Below are 17,548 nucleotides of genomic sequence, written 5' to 3' on the forward strand. Positions count from 1 at the left end.
CCGTCATTCCGTTTGGAAACACCCGAGCAGGAGCAACCCGATGCCCGCAAAAATCCCCGCAACCGTTGTCACCGGTTTTCTTGGCGCTGGTAAAACCACCCTGATCCGCCACATGCTGCAAAATGCCCAAGGCAAACGCATCGCGTTGATTATCAATGAATTTGGCGATTTGGGCGTCGATGGCGACATCCTCAAAGGATGTGGCATCGAGACCTGCACCGAAGATGACATCGTTGAACTCTCGAACGGCTGCATCTGCTGCACCGTCGCCGATGATTTCATCCCAACAATGGAAGCGCTGCTCGCGCGCGACGAAAAACCTGATCATATCGTAATTGAAACCTCTGGGCTGGCACTGCCACAACCGCTGATCCGCGCGTTCAACTGGCCCGATATTTCAACGCGTGTGACAGTCGATGGCGTTGTCACCGTTGTTGATGGCCGCGCTGTCCAAGATGGCCAGTTTGCCCATAACGTTGCCGCCGTTGACGCACTGCGCGCCCAAGATGAAAATCTCGACCACGAAACCCCATTGTCAGAGCTTTTTGAAGATCAAATCGCCTGCGCGGATATGATCGTCGTCAACAAGGCTGACCTTTTGTCCGAAACAGAGGCCGAGACATTAACCGGCAAACTCAAATCCGAAAGCCGGGATGGCGTGCAGGTGATCAAAGCCGCGATGGGTGCCCTGCCCGTCGATGTTCTGTTGGGCCAAGGCATCGGTGCGGAATCTGACCTCTCCGCGCGTCATGAAATTCATCACCATCATCATCACCATGACGATGACCACGATGATGATCACCACCACGATCATGAACACAGCCACGGCCATGATGAATTCGAAAGTTTCATCGTCACACGTGGCGAGATCGCAGATGCACCCGCATTCGCCGCCCAAGTTGCCGATGTCATCCGCGCCAATAACATCTTGCGTCTCAAAGGCTTTGTCGCAGTCGCGGACAAACCGATGCGCCAGACTTTGCAAGCGGTTGGCCCACGCGTCGACACCTATTTTGATCAACCTTTTGGGGATGCACCGCGCGAAACCCGGCTCGTTGTCATTGGCGAATCTGGTCTGGACCAAGTTGCCATCACGGCAGCCCTGCAAGCATGATCATCATCGCGCGAACAGATCCGCATCACCCACAGGCGACGGCTTTGCTCCGGCAAAGCCACGCCTTGATGGCATCCCTGTTTCCGCCCGAAGATAATTACTATCTCGAAATCGACGATCTGGTTGCAGATGATGTTCACTTTTTTACCGCCCGGATCGGTGATCAGATTTTGGGCACAGGGGCGCTCAAGGCCTACCCGGATTATGGCGAGGTCAAATCCATGTTCGTGGACCCAGACGCGCGCGGCAAAGGGATTGCTGACGCGTTGATGCGACAAATAGAAGACCAAGCGATTGAACTAAAACTACCCGTTATTAAGCTTGAAACGGGCGACCTGCTGCACGCCGCACACAAGCTCTATGCGCGGCACGGCTTTGCCGTTTGCGGCCCGTTTGGCGACTACGCGACCGCCAATAGTTCAATCTTCATGGAAAAGCGGCTGTGACGCTACTTTTTCTCAGCGGCTTTTTTCATCCGAGCCAGCAAAGCGGCCTTATCATTGCGCGCGCCAAACGGCTTCTTACGCGATCCATGGGCGTTATGCTCTGCGTGTTTTGGGGCGTTTTTGCCCAGTTTTGGCGCGCCTGCGGCTTTGTAATCCATGGTTCTGACCTCTTGTTTGGGCAGGCACTAACACGAGGGTTTTGTAAATGCACCTGCTAGCTGCGACACCGGGCGCAATCTCTGACGGATCTGAACCTGTCGATCTTGGCCAAACCCCTGCCGATGTGGTGATCATCTCAGCCGCAGACACTGAACTAGCGGCGCTATCCGAAGCGCGCGCACAGATGGACAATCCCCCGGGCTTGCGGTTGGCCAATATGATGCACCTGCAACATCCGATGTCTGTGGACATGCATCTAGATGATTGCGCGACAAAATCACGGCTCGTGATCGCGCGCATTTTAGGTGGCGTAGGCTATTGGAAATACGGGCTAACGCAATACGCGGCACGTCTGCATGATGCAGGTATTCCCTTTGTCGCCCTGCCCGGCGACGATAAACCCGATCAAGAGCTACGCGAACTCTCGACGGTCTCGGACACCGATTACGACGCGCTATGGTCCTATTTCGTCGAAGGTGGCCCACAAAACAGCGGCAACCTACTGCGCTATGCCCACGCGATGCTGAACGGATCCGACAAGCCCGCCGCCGCTGCGCCCCTCTTGCGCTCAGGGGTCTATTGGCCCGGAGCAGGGATCGCAGATAGCGCCGCAGCGGTGGCTGATTGGACGGCAGGCGCGCCCATCGTTCCGATCATCTTTTACCGCGCCTTGGTCCAAGGCGGCGGCTTAAACCCGATTAACCGCCTCACCCGTAGTTTGATGCGCGCGGGGCTCAACCCTCTGCCCATCTTCGTGGCCTCGCTCAAAGATCCAATCAGCCGCGCCACATTGGACCAACTGTTCACGGCGCACCCCCCTGACGTTATCCTGAACTGCACGGCCTTCGCCGTGGGTAGCCCGCATGACGGCGACGATAGCCCGACCAACCCGCTTTTGGCGAACAATGCACCCATCTTTCAAGTGATCCTTTCTGGCGCGGACGAAGCCTCATGGCGCGATGGGTTGCACGGGCTAACTGCTCGCGACATCGCCATGAACGTCGCCCTACCCGAAGTCGATGGACGCATCCTCTCGCGCGCAGTCAGCTTCAAAGGCAAAGCCTTCTTTGATGAGGCCACTGAATGCCCGATCGCCACCTACCAAGCCGTTGGCGACCGCATTGATTTCACCACCCAACTTGCCCGCAATTGGGCCAAGCTGCGCCGCACAAAACCTGCAGACAAAAAAACGGCATTGATCCTCGCCAACTACCCAAACAAGGACGGACGATTGGCCAATGGGGTGGGCCTTGATACGCCCGCGGCAACGGTACATGTGCTGAACCTGCTTAAATCTGTTGGGCATCAAGTCACGCCACCGACCGATAGTGCTGCAATGATGGAGCAGCTCATGGCTGGGCCGACCAATTGGCTAACTGACCGAGCCGATAAAACCGGCGGAGAGTTCCTCTCTCTTGAGACCTACCAACAGCATTTTGATGCACTGCCCTGGGCAATCAAAGAGCAAATCACATCGCGTTGGGGGCAGCCCGCAGACGACCCGTTCATCACATCGCGAAAAATACTCCCGCCGGAGGCGCAAAAGGGCTTTGCCCTTTCAATCCATCGCTATGGCAATGCCGTCGTTGGGCTACAACCGGCGCGGGGGTACAATATCGACCCAACCGAAACCTACCATTCTCCCGATCTGGTGCCGCCACATAACTACCTCGCCTTTTACTTCTGGCTACGCCACCATTGGTGTGCCGATGCCATCGTGCATATGGGGAAACACGGAAATCTCGAATGGCTCCCCGGCAAGGCCGTGGCCCTATCAGAAACCTGCTGGCCCGAAGCCGTCTTTGGCGCCACCTCACACATCTACCCGTTTATCGTCAACGATCCGGGCGAAGGCACGCAGGCCAAGCGGCGCAGCTCCGCCGCCATTATCGACCATCTGACCCCGCCACTGACACGCGCAGAAAGCTATGGGCCGATGCGTGACCTCGAAGCACTCGTCGATGAATACTACGAGGCCGCAGGCGTCGATCCGCGCCGCATCACGCACCTGCGCACAGAGATCCTGTCACTTTCCGAAGTCACAGGCCTGTCAAAAGATGCTGGGTTTACGGGTGACAGCGACGGTGATCTGGGCAAACTGGATGCCTACCTGTGCGAGCTCAAAGAAGCGCAGATCCGTGATGGGCTGCACATCTTTGGGCAATCACCCGCGGGACAACAAGAACGCGATCTTGCGATTGCACTGGCGCGGGTGCCACGCGGCGATGGGGCAGGCAAGAACGCCTCACTCTTGCGCGCGCTTGCCGATGATCTTGGCCTCGGGATCGACCCGCTTGATTGCGACTTAGGCGCTCCGGCGACGATCAGACCGCCTGCACTCGTCAATGATGACATCTGGCGGACACATGGCGACACGGTAGAACGGCTCGAAGTATTATGCCAACGCGGGTTGCGGGACGGCGGGTGGGGCGATGCGGGGTTCACCCCGCGAGCGGCACAGGCCGTTCTTGATGAAATCTTCACCACGATCTTACCGACTATTCAGGCCTGTGGGCACGCCGAAGGGGCGGGGCTCCTCAGCGCCCTCTCGGGGCACTTCGTCGCCCCGGGCCCGTCGGGTGCGCCAACCCGTGGCCGGTTGGATGTGCTGCCAACAGGGCGCAATTTCTACAGCGTCGATAGCCGGGCCGTTCCCACACCAACGGCCTGGGCACTTGGCTGGAAATCTGCAAGCCTGTTGATTGAAAAACACCTCCAAGACCACGGCGATTGGCCACGCAGCCTACTTGTGACGGCATGGGGCACGGCCAATATGCGGACCGGCGGCGATGATATCGCGCAGGCCTTGGCGCTTATGGGGGTAAAACCCAAATGGGACAGCGCCAACCGCCGTGTCACAGGGTTTGAAATCCTGCCCCAATCCATCCTCGGGCGTCCCCGTGTCGATGTCACGTTGCGCATCTCTGGTTTTTTTCGCGACGCCTTCCCGCAATTGATCGCGCTTGTCGACAGCGCTGCGCGGGCCGTTCAAAATCTTGATGAGCCCGCCGACGTCAACCCCGCAGCGGCGCGCACCAAAGCAGGCGACACCCAAGCCCGCGTTTTTGGATCAAAACCCGGTGCATATGGGGCTGGGCTACAGGCTTTGATTGACGAACGTATCTGGGCCGATAAATCCGACTTTGCCGAGGCCTATCTCGAATGGGGCAGCTATGCCTACGGCGCAGGCGAAGACGGGCGCAAAGACCGTGCCGCCTTTGAAACGCGGCTATCACAGGTCGAAGCCACTGTTCAAAACCAAGACAACCGCGAACATGACATCTTGGACAGTGACGATTATTATCAATTCGAAGGCGGGGCCGCCGCCGCGATCAGCACATTGCAAGGGCACGACCGCCCGATCTATCACAACGACCATTCGCGCCCAGAACGCCCTGTGATTCGGACGCTCGATGATGAAATCGGGCGGGTTGTGCGCAGTCGCGTAGTAAACCCTAAATGGATCGACGGGGTCAAACGCCACGGCTACAAAGGCGCATTCGAGATCGCGGCCACAGTGGATTATCTGTTTGCCTTTGCCGCGACCACAGGGGCCGTTCAAAACCACCATTTTGATCTGGTCGAGGACGCATTCATCAATGATGACGATACGCGAATGTTTATTGCCGATGCCAACGCCCCGGCCCTGCGCGAAATTGCGCAGCGGCTGCAAGAGGCCATCGACCGTGAGCTTTGGCACCCCAAGTCCAATTCAGCGCGCGCGCGGATTGCTGCGGTTATAGATGAGGCCCCCTAATACATTTCATACTTGACATGTATCTCAACATGAGTCACCTCCAATACATTCCATATATTAAATGTATGATACGGAGACTCAAAATGGCACATCACAATGCACGTCCGGCGGACAGCTATTCGCCGCTTTACTTTCTGGCCTCGCTCGGCGCGGGTGGGCTGGCCGTCACGTTTTTTATGTACTTGATGTTCTGGGTGCCGCACCCCGGCCAACCCGTACCCGTCTTTGAAGACATCTTGCGCGCTTGGTCTGCTGGCGACGTCGGCATGAAGGTCGCGATTGTCGTGGCCGTAACCGGGATTGCGGGTTTCGCATTTTTGAACATCAAATCGTTGATCTGGAACCTGTCCCAACTGTCACAGTTCAAAAAGACCGAAAGCTACGCAAAGCTGCGCCAAACAAATGGCGAAACCCAGCTTCTCGCCATGCCACTGGCCTTGGCGATGACCGTAAACGTTGGCTTCATCCTGGGCCTCGTCTTTGTTCCGTCCCTATGGGGTGCGGTTGAGTATATGTTCCCCATTGCACTGCTGGCCTTTACAGCTATCGGCGCCTTAGCGCTGGCGCAGATCGGTCGCTTCTTGGGACGTATCTTGTCCGAAGGCGGCATTTTTGACGTCACTGCGCATAACTCTTTTGCACAACTTTTGCCTGCCTTTGCGCTTGCGATGGTCGCCGTTGGCCTGTCTTCACCCGCGGCGATGAGCCAGGTTCCCCTAACCGTCGGGACAAGCCTTGTTCTTTCAACCGCTATGGGCACGGTTGCAGCACTTTATGCTGCAATCGCCGCAATCACCGCGTTCAATTCAATGCTGCATTTTGGCACCGCCAAAGAAAGCGGACCAACATTGATGGTTGTCGTACCGTTGTTGACTGTGCTTGGCATTATGATGCTGCGCCAAAATCACGGGCTGCACACAACATTTGACGTGCATATCGCGAACGCCGAAACGCTGGTACTGCTGACAAAAATCCTCGCCGTGCAATTTGCCTTTGCATTGATGGGGCTGATTGTTATGCGCCGCCAGGGTTACGCTGACGCGTTCTTGCGTGGAGAAGGCAATTCACCGGGCTCTTACGCGCTGGTCTGTCCCGGCGTTGCGCTCTCTGTGATGATGCATTTTTGGATCAACAAGGGGCTTGTCGCTACTGGTTTGATCGTAAAGTTTGGCGCAGCTTTCTGGGTACTTAGTGCGGCAGCACTGATGTTCCAATTCGCGATGGTCGGACTGGTACTATACCTAAACCGTCGGCACTTTGGCCGGGCCGAAAGCCGGCCAATGGTTCCGGCTGAATAAAATCGAAACCGGGCGGTACGCTCTGTACCGCCCGTCGTCATCCGGGTACTGTCTTTTCAAAAGAGGAGCCCGCAATGACCGAAGACACCGACCGCCACGCGATGAAAATGGCCAAGAAAAAAGTCGCCCGCGACAAAATCATGGCCACAAAGACCGACCAAAAGGGTTTGGTCATCGTGCACACGGGCAAGGGTAAAGGCAAATCTTCTGCCGCGTTTGGCATGATTTTCCGCTGCATCGCACATGATATGAAATGCGCGGTCGTGCAGTTCATCAAGGGCGGGATGTCCACCGGCGAACGCGATTTGATCCTCGCAAAATTCACCGAAACCTGCGCGTTCCACACGATGGGCGAAGGGTTTACTTGGGAAACCCAAGATAAATCACGCGATACCGAAATGGCGCAGGCTGCTTGGGCCAAGGCCAAAGAGCTAATCTTGGACGAAACCAATCACATGGTGCTCTTGGATGAAATCAACATCGCAATCCGCTATGATTATGTCAGCGCCGAAGAGGTTGTATCCTTCCTGCGTGATCACAAGCCACCAATGACCCACGTCGTGCTGACAGGCCGTAATGCCCACGCAGACCTGATCGAATTGGCGGATTTGGTGACAGAAATGGAACTGGTCAAACACCCGTTCCGTTCGGGGATTAAGGCGCAAATCGGCGTGGAGTTCTAAACCAAACGGCCATCAGCGTCGCGCTGCACATAAAATTGACTTGATCCAAAGGGTTTAGCGCTTATGTAACGGTAGTATGACAAGCGCGCTGAACCTTTCACCAACAAACCTCGTCGCGAGCGGCGTGCAGCGTGCTGTCTATTTTCATCCAACCGATCGGACCAAACTGATCAAAGTGCTAAAACCAAGTACAAAGATGCCGCGTCGCAATAATTTCAACGGCATGGTCGATCGTTGGTTTCCAAGCACACGGCTGCGCCAAATTCGAAAAGAATACAGCGAATATTTACGGATCATGCTCGGCCACCCAGAGCCTGACTTTCGCGCCCCGATGTCGCATATGTTTGGGTTTGTCAGCACAAATGTCGGTCTCGGTTGCCTGACTGAAAGCGTGCTGAACGCGGACGGCACGCTTGGCCAAACCCTTGGCGCAAAAGCGAAAACAAAATCGCTTACGGATCACGACATTGATTTGCTGAACGATACAATCGCCCGCATCTTTGCCAATGACATTCGCGCCAGCGATATGAACCCAAATAATTTTGTCTTTGGCCACCGCGATAACGGCGACGGGCCGGGACAAGAAGAATGTGTTCTTGTTGACGGTTTCGGCGATATCCACGCCATTCCGGTCCGCTCAATGGCGAAATGGTCAAATCGGATCGGCCTAAACGATAGTTGCGAACGGCTTGCCCGTAATACCAAACTGACTTGGCATAAAAATACGTTGCGGTTCTCGCGTTGAGGATCACCTTGCGCTAGGTTGCGGCAACTGATCCAAAGAGGCCCATCAAAATGCCAATCCACCGCGTGCTAACTGAATTCGGTATGGGCACGAGCCTGCGCCGACAAGACTATACCCAAGCGGCACGACGCGGTATGCAAGATGCGCTTTGGCACAACTCAATCAACATGGCTGAACTGTTTGGCTTTCCCAAAGAAGCGATGTTGATCGACGTCCAAATCGCCGTGCAGCATCCAGACCGGGTAGATACGGATGCGTTGTTAGATATATTTCCTTATGGACAACCGACCATCAAGGCCGTCAAAGGCGGACTTGATATTCCGCGTCCAGATGGCAAACCAACTGTGATCGCAAATGTCGCGATTAACGTCAGCTTTGATATGGTGCCGGCATGACAGATCAACGTGTGATTATCGAAATGGGTATGGGCAACGACCTGCACGGGATGGATTATCAAAAGGCGGCGGCGCGCGCGATCGAAGACGCGATCCGCCATTCTACATTGCCGATCTTTCAAAGCATTGGTCTGGAAACGGACGCAATGCGGGTGCAAGTCACCGTCGGCGTACAAGACCCTGACAAGATCGACGCGGCTGCACTGACATCAAAGCTCCCGCGTGGGCGCGCGACTGTCACAGCGGTCCTTGGCGGCATGAATGTCCCTAATCCTGAAACCGGCGATACAGCCGTCGTCGCGACCGCCGCCGTCGAAGCATTTCTGCCTAGCCAAGCCAGCAAATGGGTGCAGGGCTGATGCAGCTGACCCAAGCCCACCGCGATGCGCTTCATGATGTGCTGTTGTGGCGGCGCGACGTCCGGCATTTCAGCACCGACCCAGTCCCTGATGATGTGCTGGCCCGGCTTCGCACAGCGATGGATTTGGCCCCGTCTGTGGGGAATGCCCGTCCGTGGCGCGTGTTACAGGTGAAGACACCTGCGCTTCGTGACCAGATCATCGCTAATTTTGAAGCTGAAAACGAAAAAGCGGGTGCGATCTATGATGAAAACACGCGCGAAACATATGCCAGCCTAAAACTCGCGGGTTTGCGCGACGCGCCCGTGCACCTGGCCGTGTTTACCGAAAACCAACCTGATGAAGGGCGCGGGTTGGGACGTCAAACCATGCCTGAAATGCTGTGCTATTCCAGCGTCACTGCGATCTACACGCTGTGGCTGGCCGCACGGGCCGAAAACCTTGGGCTTGGCTGGGTATCGATCCTTGACCCTGTGGCAGTTGCGGAGACGTTGGGCGCGCCTGATCACTGGCAATTGACCGGATATTTATGCCTTGGTAAAGCCACCTTAGATACCGACACCCCCTTGCTACATGACAATGACTGGCAAAAAAATACGCCGACAAATTGGCAAGAAGTATAGCCACTCCCGCAATTCAAAACCTGTTGCGCTAGCAATCAAAGCTAGCCTCGCTTAGACACGGGTCAACTTTGGCTCAGAAAGTATATGATATGGCACAGCGCGGCGCAGGTGGATCAGACGGTGGAACCGGCAGCTTCTTGATCGGTGTGATTATGATCATCGGGGGCGGCTATCTGTTGCTTAGCGGTATCGTGGTACGGCCCAATTTCGGCTTTGGCTCACGTGTATTTGGCATTGGCGGCGTACCAATCACGTCGGGAATGGTTTTTATCCCTTTTATGTTTGGCATCGGTATGGTGTTTTATAACGCTAAAAACTGGATCGGCTGGATCCTTGCAGGTGGATCGATGATTGCGCTCATCTTTGGCGTCATCGCAAATATGACACTGCAGCTCGAACGCATGAGTGCCTTTGATCTGATCGTCATTCTCGTACTGCTTGTCGGCGGGATCGGGTTGTTTTTGCGGTCGCTAAGGGCGGGTTAACGCCGCCCGGGTGGCATCCGGTCTTTCCACAGGTTCTGTGCCGCGGCACGGTCATCGTCGCTATGAACGACCTCTTCTATGTGTTGCGCATCGCGCTTTTCCATATAGGCTAAAACGCCCGCAGCCGCCTGCCAGCTGATGGTCCACAGCGACAGGGCGTAAACGGCAACAAAGAAAATGATCAGCTCCCAGCCGATATCGACCCCCGAAAGGTTATCGCTTTCATAAGCGGCGGCAAAATCATCAACAGCCGAGCCACCATATTGGACCCAAACTATTGCCAATGCGACAATTGCAAGCGGCCCCACGATCATCGCAAGCATATTTGTCATCCAAAGCGAGCGCCACCGTGTCCCGAAATCATAAAACGGCGTATGCGGTTGATTATTGCCATCACGCCCGATGGCCGCCCCCGCCATTGGCACCAACATACCGGCCCGTATGAAACCGACAATGACGAACGTCCCACCTGATACATACAGCTCCGTTGCGCCCGTCAGTGAAGTTTCCAGCTGCGCCATCGAAAACCCACTGCCCGTTACGACCACACCGACGACAATCGCAATACCGATAATCAACACCAGTATGAATGCCTCGACTAATCCGTAGATCAAGGAGTACATGAACATACGCCCATACCCGTAGCTCGATTGTTCGCCTCGGGCCTGAAACCCTAACCGTGACGCAACGATAATGGGGAAACTGGATGAAATCGCAAAGCTAGCGGCCGCGACACACAGGATCGCCAAAAGCGGCGAAACCGCCGCTGCAATTGTCAACACAAATAGTCCGACAATGCCGAAAAACGCCAGCAAAATGAGCAAAAACGGCGCGACCAGACATAAGCGCCACAAGATCGAAAACGAAAAAAGGAATGAGCGCGCGACCAGCATAATATCACCAAAATTTTATAAATTCAAAAAAAAGGCCCCACCAACGAGGCAGGATATTTACAAATAAAGTAATAACGATGTACGGCCAATTCAACCCAATGACGTCGGCTTAGTACCCCAATGCACAGCCATCTTTACGCGGATCACTGCCCGCCTCTAGCACACCATCGTCATGGATCATGATCGCTTGCGAGCCACCAATCGCGGTTTCAGGTGTTTGTACATTGTGCCCCATGTCGCGTAATTCTGCTTTGACAGCGTCAGTGTATCCGTTTTCAACATTCAGCGCGCCCCCGTCAGCAAAACAACGTGGTGCATCCATCGCCCCTTGCGGGGATAAGCCAAAGTCAGTGACGTTGCTGACGAATCGCGCATGCCCTGTTGATTGATAGGCACCGCCCATCACACCAAACGGCATATAGGGTTTTCCGTCTTTCTTCAGTAGCCCCGGAATGATCGTGTGCATGGGGCGCTTGCCCCCGCCCACCTCGTTGGGGTGCCCCTGTTCGAGCGTGAACCCCGCACCGCGGTTTTGAAACAGCACCCCGTATTCATCCGACGCAATGCCAGACCCAAAGGAATGGAACACCGAATAGATCAGCGACACGCACATGCGGTCCTTGTCGACCACAGTGATATAGATCGTGTCTTTATGCACAGATTCCGTCAGCGGGGCGGCGGCAGGCATCGCCTTAGTCGGATCGATCAATGCGGCAAGCGCTTCCGCTGTTTCTGGTGCCATCATATAATCGGTGCGCGTGGTATGATCGGGATCCGCAATAAACCGATTGCGCGCGTCATAGGCAAGCTTGGTCGCTTCGGCCTCGATATGCGCGCGCTCTGCCCCCCATGGGTCCATCTGCGCGATGTCAAAGTGTTTCAGAATGTTGAGCAACAAAATCGCTGTCGCCCCCTGCCCGTTGGGCGGATGTTCGCACAGTTCCAACCCGCCGTAACCCCCAGAAATCGGGTCGGTGTATTCACAGGCAACATTCGCGAAATCATCCAAGGTATGGGTGCCGCCTAGCGCGTTCAGGCTCTTGACCATATCTTCGGCTACCGCACCTTCGTAAAAACCAGCGCGGCCTTCCATAGCGATTTCGCGCAAAACCTTGGCTTGGCCGGGCGCGCGGAAAATCTGTCCGGGCTGTGGCACATCGCCGTTGAGCAAAAACTGATCGCGCGCGCGCCCTGAGAGGTTTCCGGCCCCAAGCGCCCAATCAAATGCCACGCGTGGTGCAACAGGCACACCGTTCTCGGCATAATGGATCGCAGGGGCAAGCACGGCTTTGAGGCCCAGCTTTCCGAAATCTTTGGACAGTCGGCAAAATGCGTCCACCGCACCGGGGATGGTCACCGCGTCGACACTGTATGGCGCAACTACGGGGCCTTTGGCGCGCAAAGCGTCAGCGTCAATCCCGGCTGGCGCACGGCCTGATCCGTTTAACGCAACAACGCGGTCTTCTCCCGGCGGTGTCAACAGCACGAAACAATCGCCGCCAATCCCTGTCATCTGCGGTTCACAGATTCCCAGTAATACGGCGCCAGCAATCGCAGCATCCACCGCATTTCCCCCGGCTTCAAGCATCTGGATCGCGACTTTCGCCGCCAATGGGTGCGATGTCGCAGCCATACCATTGGTCGCATAAACAGCCGACCGGCCGGGTAAGTGAAAATCGCGCATAGTTCCCCCTAGATGTACCCGCATAGGTTACGCAGAATTGCGGCATGTGCAACGGGTCTTGCCCCATAATGCGCATCGCGCTAGGTCCGCGTGGAAGCCCGGACAATGGAATATCACTGATGCGCGTTGATTATGATTTACTTGCAAAAACAATTGCCGCTCTGACAGAAGGTGAAACAGATCACGTCGCATTGATGGCCACAATCGCCTGCGAAGTTCATCACAGCGACGCCCGTTTTGATTGGACCGGATTTTACCGCGTCACCGCGCCAGAGCTGCTAAAGATCGGCCCCTACCAAGGTGGCCACGGCTGTTTGACAATTCCCTTTGCGCGCGGCGTATGCGGGGCGGCAGCCCGTAGCGGGCAGACTCAGCTTGTGCCGGATGTCGACGCATTTGCAGATCATATTGCTTGCGCCAGCAGCACCCGGTCGGAATTGGTTATTCCGGTGTTTGACGGCGCGCAAAACCTCGTCGCGGTATTCGACATCGACAGCAATCAACCCGATGCTTTCGATACAGAAGACGCGACAGCATTGACTGCGATCATAGAGCAAGCATTCGCCACCAGCTAGACATTGCCTTTTTCGTGCGCGCGGCTAGCATGACGACCTGACTGCCGCTGAGGGAACCCCATGAAAACGACACCCAAAACGCTGGGCGCTGATCTGCGCGCATTACGCAAGGCGCGCGGCATAACTCTCATTGATCTTGCGGCCGCGCTCGACAGATCTGTCGGATGGCTGAGCCAGGTTGAGCGTGACATCTCGGTCCCCTCAATCGCCGACTTAAACACGATGGCGACGATTCTGGACACTACGCTCGCAAGCTTGGTCCAAACCGATGCTGACCCTGCCGACGATGGGATCATCGTGCGTGCAAACGCGCGGCGTCCCATGCGCAACGGCACCAAAGGACTGACCGAAGGCCTGCTGTCACCCGACCTTACCGATAGTTTTGAAGTGATCCATTCCCGCTTTGAACCCGGATCACAGCTAGCGACCCCTTTGCAGCGCGATACCCAAGAGATTGGCTACGTCATCAGCGGGCAGCTGAATATTTGGGTGAATGATGTGCATTACACATTGTCCGCGGGTGATAGTTTTCGACTGCGCGGTGAAATGTACCGCTGGGAAAACCAAGGCAAGACCCCTTGTGAAATGATCTGGGTGATCTCGCCTCCGGTTTATTGATCTAACAATTTCCAAAACCCGAAACGATTTTGCGTGACCGAATCATCCGTTCGTGAAAATATTGAATAAAATTTCACATCAAGGTCACCGCAATGTCTCACCTCCCCAAATCAGCGCGCGTTGTTATCGTCGGCGGCGGCGTTATCGGCTGTTCTGTTGCTTACCACTTGGCCAAACTTGGCTGGAAAGACATTTTGCTGCTCGAACGCAAGCAGCTTACGTCAGGCACCACATGGCACGCGGCTGGCCTGATCGCACAATTGCGCGCGACGGCGAATATGACGAAGCTCGCGAAATATTCCCAAGAGCTTTACGGCAACCTAGAGACCGAAACTGGCGTCGCGACAGGGTTCAAACGCAATGGATCGATTACCGTCGCATTGACCGAAGCCCGCCGTGAAGAGATTTTCCGTCAAGCCGCAATGGCACGTGCCTTTGGCGTCGAAGTTGAAGAAATCAGCCCCGAAGAGGTCAAAAACCGTTACGACCACCTGAATATCGACGATGTGAAGGCCGGGGTTTACCTGCCGCTAGATGGGCAAGGTGATCCGGGCAATATCGCGCTCGCGCTGGCGAAAGGCGCGCGGATGAACGGCGCGACCATCGCTGAACACACCAAAGTCACGAAGGTCAACCGCACTGGCCGCAAGGTCACATCGGTGGATTGGGAAACGGCTAATGCCAGCGGCTCTATCGCCTGCGATATGGTGGTCAACTGTGCGGGCATGTGGGGGCATGAGGTCGGCAAAATGATGGGCAGCAATGTGCCTTTGCATGCCTGCGAACATTTTTACATCGTCACAGAAAACATTCCAAACCTCACCCAGCTTCCTGTTCTGCGCGTCCCTGATGAATGCGCCTACTATAAAGAAGACGCAGGAAAAATATTGCTAGGTGCGTTTGAGCCGAATGCGAAACCATGGGGTATGGATGGGATCGCGGACGATTTCGAATTTGACCAACTGCCTGAAGATTTCGATCACTTTGAGCCGATCTTGGAATCAGCGGTAAACCGTCTTCCGCTCTTGGCAGAGGCTGGCATTCACACGTTCTTTAATGGCCCCGAAAGCTTTACCCCCGACGATGCTTACCATCTTGGCCAAGCGCCAGAGATGGACAATGTTTGGGTGGCTGCAGGCTTCAACTCGATCGGGATCCAATCTGCCGGTGGCGCCGGTATGGCGCTGGCACAATGGATGGATACGGGCGCAAAACCATTTGATTTAGGCGACGTTGACATCGCGCGGATGCAGCCGTTTCAGGGCAATAAAACCTACCTGTTTGAACGCTCTAAAGAAACGCTGGGGCTGCTTTATGCAGATCACTACCCGTTCCGTCAAAAGGCCACAGCCCGCGGGGTTCGGCGCAGCCCGTTGCACCAACATCTGTTGGACCAAGGCGCGGTCATGGGCGAACTTGCCGGATGGGAACGCGCAAATTGGTTCGCAAACCCCGGCCAAGAACCTGCGTATGAATATTCATGGAAACGGCAGAACTTCTTTGACAATGTCGCCGCTGAAGTCGCTGCGGTCCGTACAAATGTTGGCATGTACGATATGTCTTCATTCGGCAAAATCCGCGTCGAAGGCCCCGATGCCACCGCATTCCTGAACCATGTCTGCGGCGGGCAAATGGACGTCCCGGTCGGCAAAATTACCTATACGCAATTTCTAAACCATACCGGCGGGGTCGAAGCCGACGTCACTGTTACCCGCCTGTCAGAAACCGCCTATCTGGTCGTCACCCCAGCGGCGACGCGTCTGGCTGATCAGGTTTGGATACAACGCAACTTGGGCGCATTTAGCGCGGTAATCACCGATGTCACAGCATCAGAGGCCGTGGTCGCAGTCATGGGGCCGAACGCACGCAAACTCTTGCAAGCCGTTTCGCCCAACGATTTCTCGAACGATGCGAACCCGTTTGGCACCGCCCAAGAAGTTGAGATCGGCATGGGGCTCGCACGGGTCCACCGGGTGACCTATGTTGGCGAACTCGGCTGGGAGGTCTACGTTTCAACGGATATGGCAGCACATGTGTTTGAAACACTCCACGCTGCCGGACAGGATATTGGGGCAAAGCTTTGCGGTCTACATATGATGGACGCCGCGCGCCTTGAAAAAGGGTTTCGGCATTTTGGCCATGACATCACCTGCGAGGATCACGTGCTTGAGGCTGGCTTGGGCTTTGCAGTGAAGACAGACAAGCCGGATTTCATCGGCCGTGACGCGGTGCTGCAAAAGCGTGAATCCGGGCTACTGACCCGTTTGGTACAGTTCAAACTGACCGATCCAGAACCGCTGCTTTACCATAATGAACCAATCCTGCGCGATGGCGAAACCGTCGGCTATCTGTCGTCGGGCGGATACGGGCATCATCTAGGGGCCGCAATAGGTATGGGCTATGTGCCATGCAGGGGCGAAACCGCCGCAGAGATGCTGGGCAGTTCCTTTGAAATTGACGTCATGGGCACACGGGTCAATGCCGAGGCACAGTTGCGCCCGTTCTACGACCCCAAGGGCGAACGCACGAAGGCTTAACTCAGCAAAGCGCCCAACCGTTTGATGCCTTCGTTTATCGTGGCTTCATCTGGTAGGGAGAAATTCAGACGGATAGTGTTACCACCCGACCCATCGGCGTGAAATGCACGGCCCGGCACAAAGGCGACACGGTGTGTTTCAAGCGATTTGGCAAGTAACGCCGCGCCATCGATATGGTCTGGCAGGGTCAACCAAATGAACATGCCGCCTTCGGGTTTGGTCCAGCGCACGCCTTCGGGCATATGCTGCGTAAGTGCATTTAACATACAATCGCGGCGTTCTTTATATGTATTCCGCAGCTTAACCACATGATCATCAAAAACCTGCCGCGCTACACCATTGATCGCGATCTGATTGATCGTCGGTGAATGCAAATCTGACGCCTGTTTCATCAGCACCAATTGCGCAATGACAGGCTGCGCGGCGCAAACCCACCCGACCCGCAAGCCCGGCGCCAATGTTTTTGAGAAACTGCCACAATAAATCGTGCGGCAATCATTGATATCGCCTTTGCGCGCAATCTCAAGCGCAAGCACAGGAGGGATCGGATCACCATCATAACGCAACGATTGATAAGCCGCGTCTTCGATCAACGCGATGTCCAGATCATCACCCAAATCCAGCAGGGCTTCGCGCCCAGCCCGGTCGATGGTTTCCCCGGTTGGATTCGCAAAATCAACCGATGCATAGGCAAATTTGACCCGCCCTCCGTGGCCCGCTGCGCGCTGCGCGTAGTCAGTGGCAGGGCGATTGCTGTTCAGGTTGAGCCTATCATACTGTGGTTCATAAGCATTAAACGCGCCAAGCGCACCCAAATAGGTTGGCCAAGTCACCAGCGCCGTATCTCCCGGCGACAAAAACAATTTGCCAAGATAATCCAACGCTTGCTGCGACCCCGATGTGATCAGGATATTGTCGCGTGTGCATGGCATACCCAGTTTTTGCATTTGCTCTGCAATCCAGTCGCGCAGCGGCGGATAGCCTTCGCTGGCAGAATACTGTAGCGCCTCGGATTGCATGTCTGGACCAAGCGCATCTGCGAATGCGTCTTGGAACGCAGTGGTGGGAAACAGCTTTGGATCAGGAATGCCCCCCGCAAAGGAAATGATACCTGGTTGATCCAACAATTTAAGCAGTTCGCGTATTTCCGACGCCGTCATGCGTGCCATGCGCGATG

General features: G+C 55.5%; 17 protein-coding genes. 13 read left to right on the top strand and 4 right to left on the bottom strand.

The window, feature by feature from the left end:
* The first annotated feature begins 40 nt into the window (after positions 1-40).
* Both cobW and DS901_RS16165 read left to right on the top strand, forming a co-directional pair.
* On the top strand, positions 41-1,114 hold the full coding sequence (gene cobW, locus DS901_RS16160) for a cobalamin biosynthesis protein CobW (protein WP_113777923.1): 1,074 nt from the start codon (positions 41-43) through the stop codon (positions 1,112-1,114).
* A complete protein-coding gene (locus DS901_RS16165) occupies positions 1,111-1,560 on the top strand; it encodes a GNAT family N-acetyltransferase (RefSeq protein WP_113777924.1) in 450 nt (149 codons plus the stop codon). The genes cobW and DS901_RS16165 overlap by 4 nt, the downstream gene beginning before the upstream one ends.
* Positions 1,561-1,562: 2 nt before the next feature.
* On the opposite strand, the gene DS901_RS18830 is transcribed toward DS901_RS16165, so the two are convergent.
* A complete protein-coding gene (locus DS901_RS18830) occupies positions 1,563-1,718 on the bottom strand; it encodes a hypothetical protein (RefSeq protein WP_181820898.1) in 156 nt (51 codons plus the stop codon).
* Positions 1,719-1,765: 47 nt separating this feature from the next.
* Between DS901_RS18830 and cobN the strand changes: the two genes are divergently transcribed.
* The 8 genes from cobN to DS901_RS16205 all read left to right on the top strand — a co-directional run bounded on the left by cobN (position 1,766) and on the right by DS901_RS16205 (position 10,064).
* On the top strand, positions 1,766-5,476 hold the full coding sequence (gene cobN / locus DS901_RS16170; RefSeq protein WP_113777925.1) for a cobaltochelatase subunit CobN: 3,711 nt from the start codon (positions 1,766-1,768) through the stop codon (positions 5,474-5,476).
* Positions 5,477-5,559: 83 nt separating this feature from the next.
* A complete protein-coding gene (locus tag DS901_RS16175; protein WP_113777926.1) occupies positions 5,560-6,774 on the top strand; it encodes a TsoY family (seleno)protein in 1,215 nt (404 codons plus the stop codon).
* 74 nt (positions 6,775-6,848) lie between these two features.
* Positions 6,849-7,457, top strand: coding sequence for a cob(I)yrinic acid a,c-diamide adenosyltransferase (cobO, locus tag DS901_RS16180; RefSeq protein WP_113777927.1), 609 nt, complete (start codon positions 6,849-6,851; stop codon positions 7,455-7,457).
* Between the two features lie 76 nt (positions 7,458-7,533).
* On the top strand, positions 7,534-8,202 hold the full coding sequence (locus DS901_RS16185) for a YrbL family protein (protein ID WP_113777928.1): 669 nt from the start codon (positions 7,534-7,536) through the stop codon (positions 8,200-8,202).
* 50 nt (positions 8,203-8,252) lie between these two features.
* Complete coding sequence (locus DS901_RS16190) at positions 8,253-8,597, top strand: Lin0512 family protein (RefSeq protein WP_113777929.1); 345 nt, start codon at positions 8,253-8,255, stop codon at positions 8,595-8,597.
* Positions 8,594-8,956 (top strand): Lin0512 family protein, encoded by a 363-nt coding sequence (locus DS901_RS16195; protein ID WP_113777930.1) that lies wholly within the window; start codon positions 8,594-8,596, stop codon positions 8,954-8,956. The genes DS901_RS16190 and DS901_RS16195 overlap by 4 nt, the downstream gene beginning before the upstream one ends.
* On the top strand, positions 8,956-9,579 hold the full coding sequence (gene bluB, locus DS901_RS16200; protein ID WP_113778078.1) for a 5,6-dimethylbenzimidazole synthase: 624 nt from the start codon (positions 8,956-8,958) through the stop codon (positions 9,577-9,579). The genes DS901_RS16195 and bluB overlap by 1 nt, the downstream gene beginning before the upstream one ends.
* A gap of 68 nt (positions 9,580-9,647) precedes the next feature.
* Positions 9,648-10,064, top strand: a complete 417-nt coding sequence (locus tag DS901_RS16205) for a hypothetical protein (RefSeq protein WP_258546758.1) — start codon at positions 9,648-9,650, stop codon at positions 10,062-10,064.
* Here DS901_RS16205 and DS901_RS16210 read toward each other — a convergent pair.
* Positions 10,061-10,957: a hypothetical protein gene (locus tag DS901_RS16210; protein WP_113777932.1), complete on the bottom strand. Its 897-nt coding sequence runs from the start codon at positions 10,955-10,957 to the stop codon at positions 10,061-10,063. The two genes, DS901_RS16205 and DS901_RS16210, sit on opposite strands and share 4 nt — an antisense overlap.
* Before the next feature lie 109 nt (positions 10,958-11,066).
* Positions 11,067-12,641, bottom strand: a complete 1,575-nt coding sequence (locus DS901_RS16215; protein WP_113777933.1) for a gamma-glutamyltransferase family protein — start codon at positions 12,639-12,641, stop codon at positions 11,067-11,069.
* 119 nt (positions 12,642-12,760) lie between these two features.
* Here DS901_RS16215 and DS901_RS16220 point away from each other — a divergent pair, with 119 nt between their 5' ends.
* The 3 genes from DS901_RS16220 to DS901_RS16230 all read left to right on the top strand — a co-directional run bounded on the left by DS901_RS16220 (position 12,761) and on the right by DS901_RS16230 (position 16,371).
* Positions 12,761-13,216: a GAF domain-containing protein gene (locus tag DS901_RS16220; RefSeq protein WP_113778079.1), complete on the top strand. Its 456-nt coding sequence runs from the start codon at positions 12,761-12,763 to the stop codon at positions 13,214-13,216.
* A gap of 60 nt (positions 13,217-13,276) precedes the next feature.
* A complete protein-coding gene (locus DS901_RS16225; protein ID WP_113777934.1) occupies positions 13,277-13,834 on the top strand; it encodes a helix-turn-helix domain-containing protein in 558 nt (185 codons plus the stop codon).
* Positions 13,835-13,926: 92 nt separating this feature from the next.
* On the top strand, positions 13,927-16,371 hold the full coding sequence (locus tag DS901_RS16230) for a GcvT family protein (RefSeq protein ID WP_113777935.1): 2,445 nt from the start codon (positions 13,927-13,929) through the stop codon (positions 16,369-16,371).
* On the opposite strand, the gene DS901_RS16235 is transcribed toward DS901_RS16230, so the two are convergent.
* Complete coding sequence (locus DS901_RS16235; RefSeq protein WP_220150246.1) at positions 16,368-17,531, bottom strand: aminotransferase-like domain-containing protein; 1,164 nt, start codon at positions 17,529-17,531, stop codon at positions 16,368-16,370. The genes DS901_RS16230 and DS901_RS16235 overlap by 4 nt on opposite strands.
* Positions 17,532-17,548: the final 17 nt, after the last annotated feature.

This window comes from Loktanella sp. D2R18 (assembly GCF_003318235.1).
Lineage (GTDB): Bacteria > Pseudomonadota > Alphaproteobacteria > Rhodobacterales > Rhodobacteraceae > Yoonia.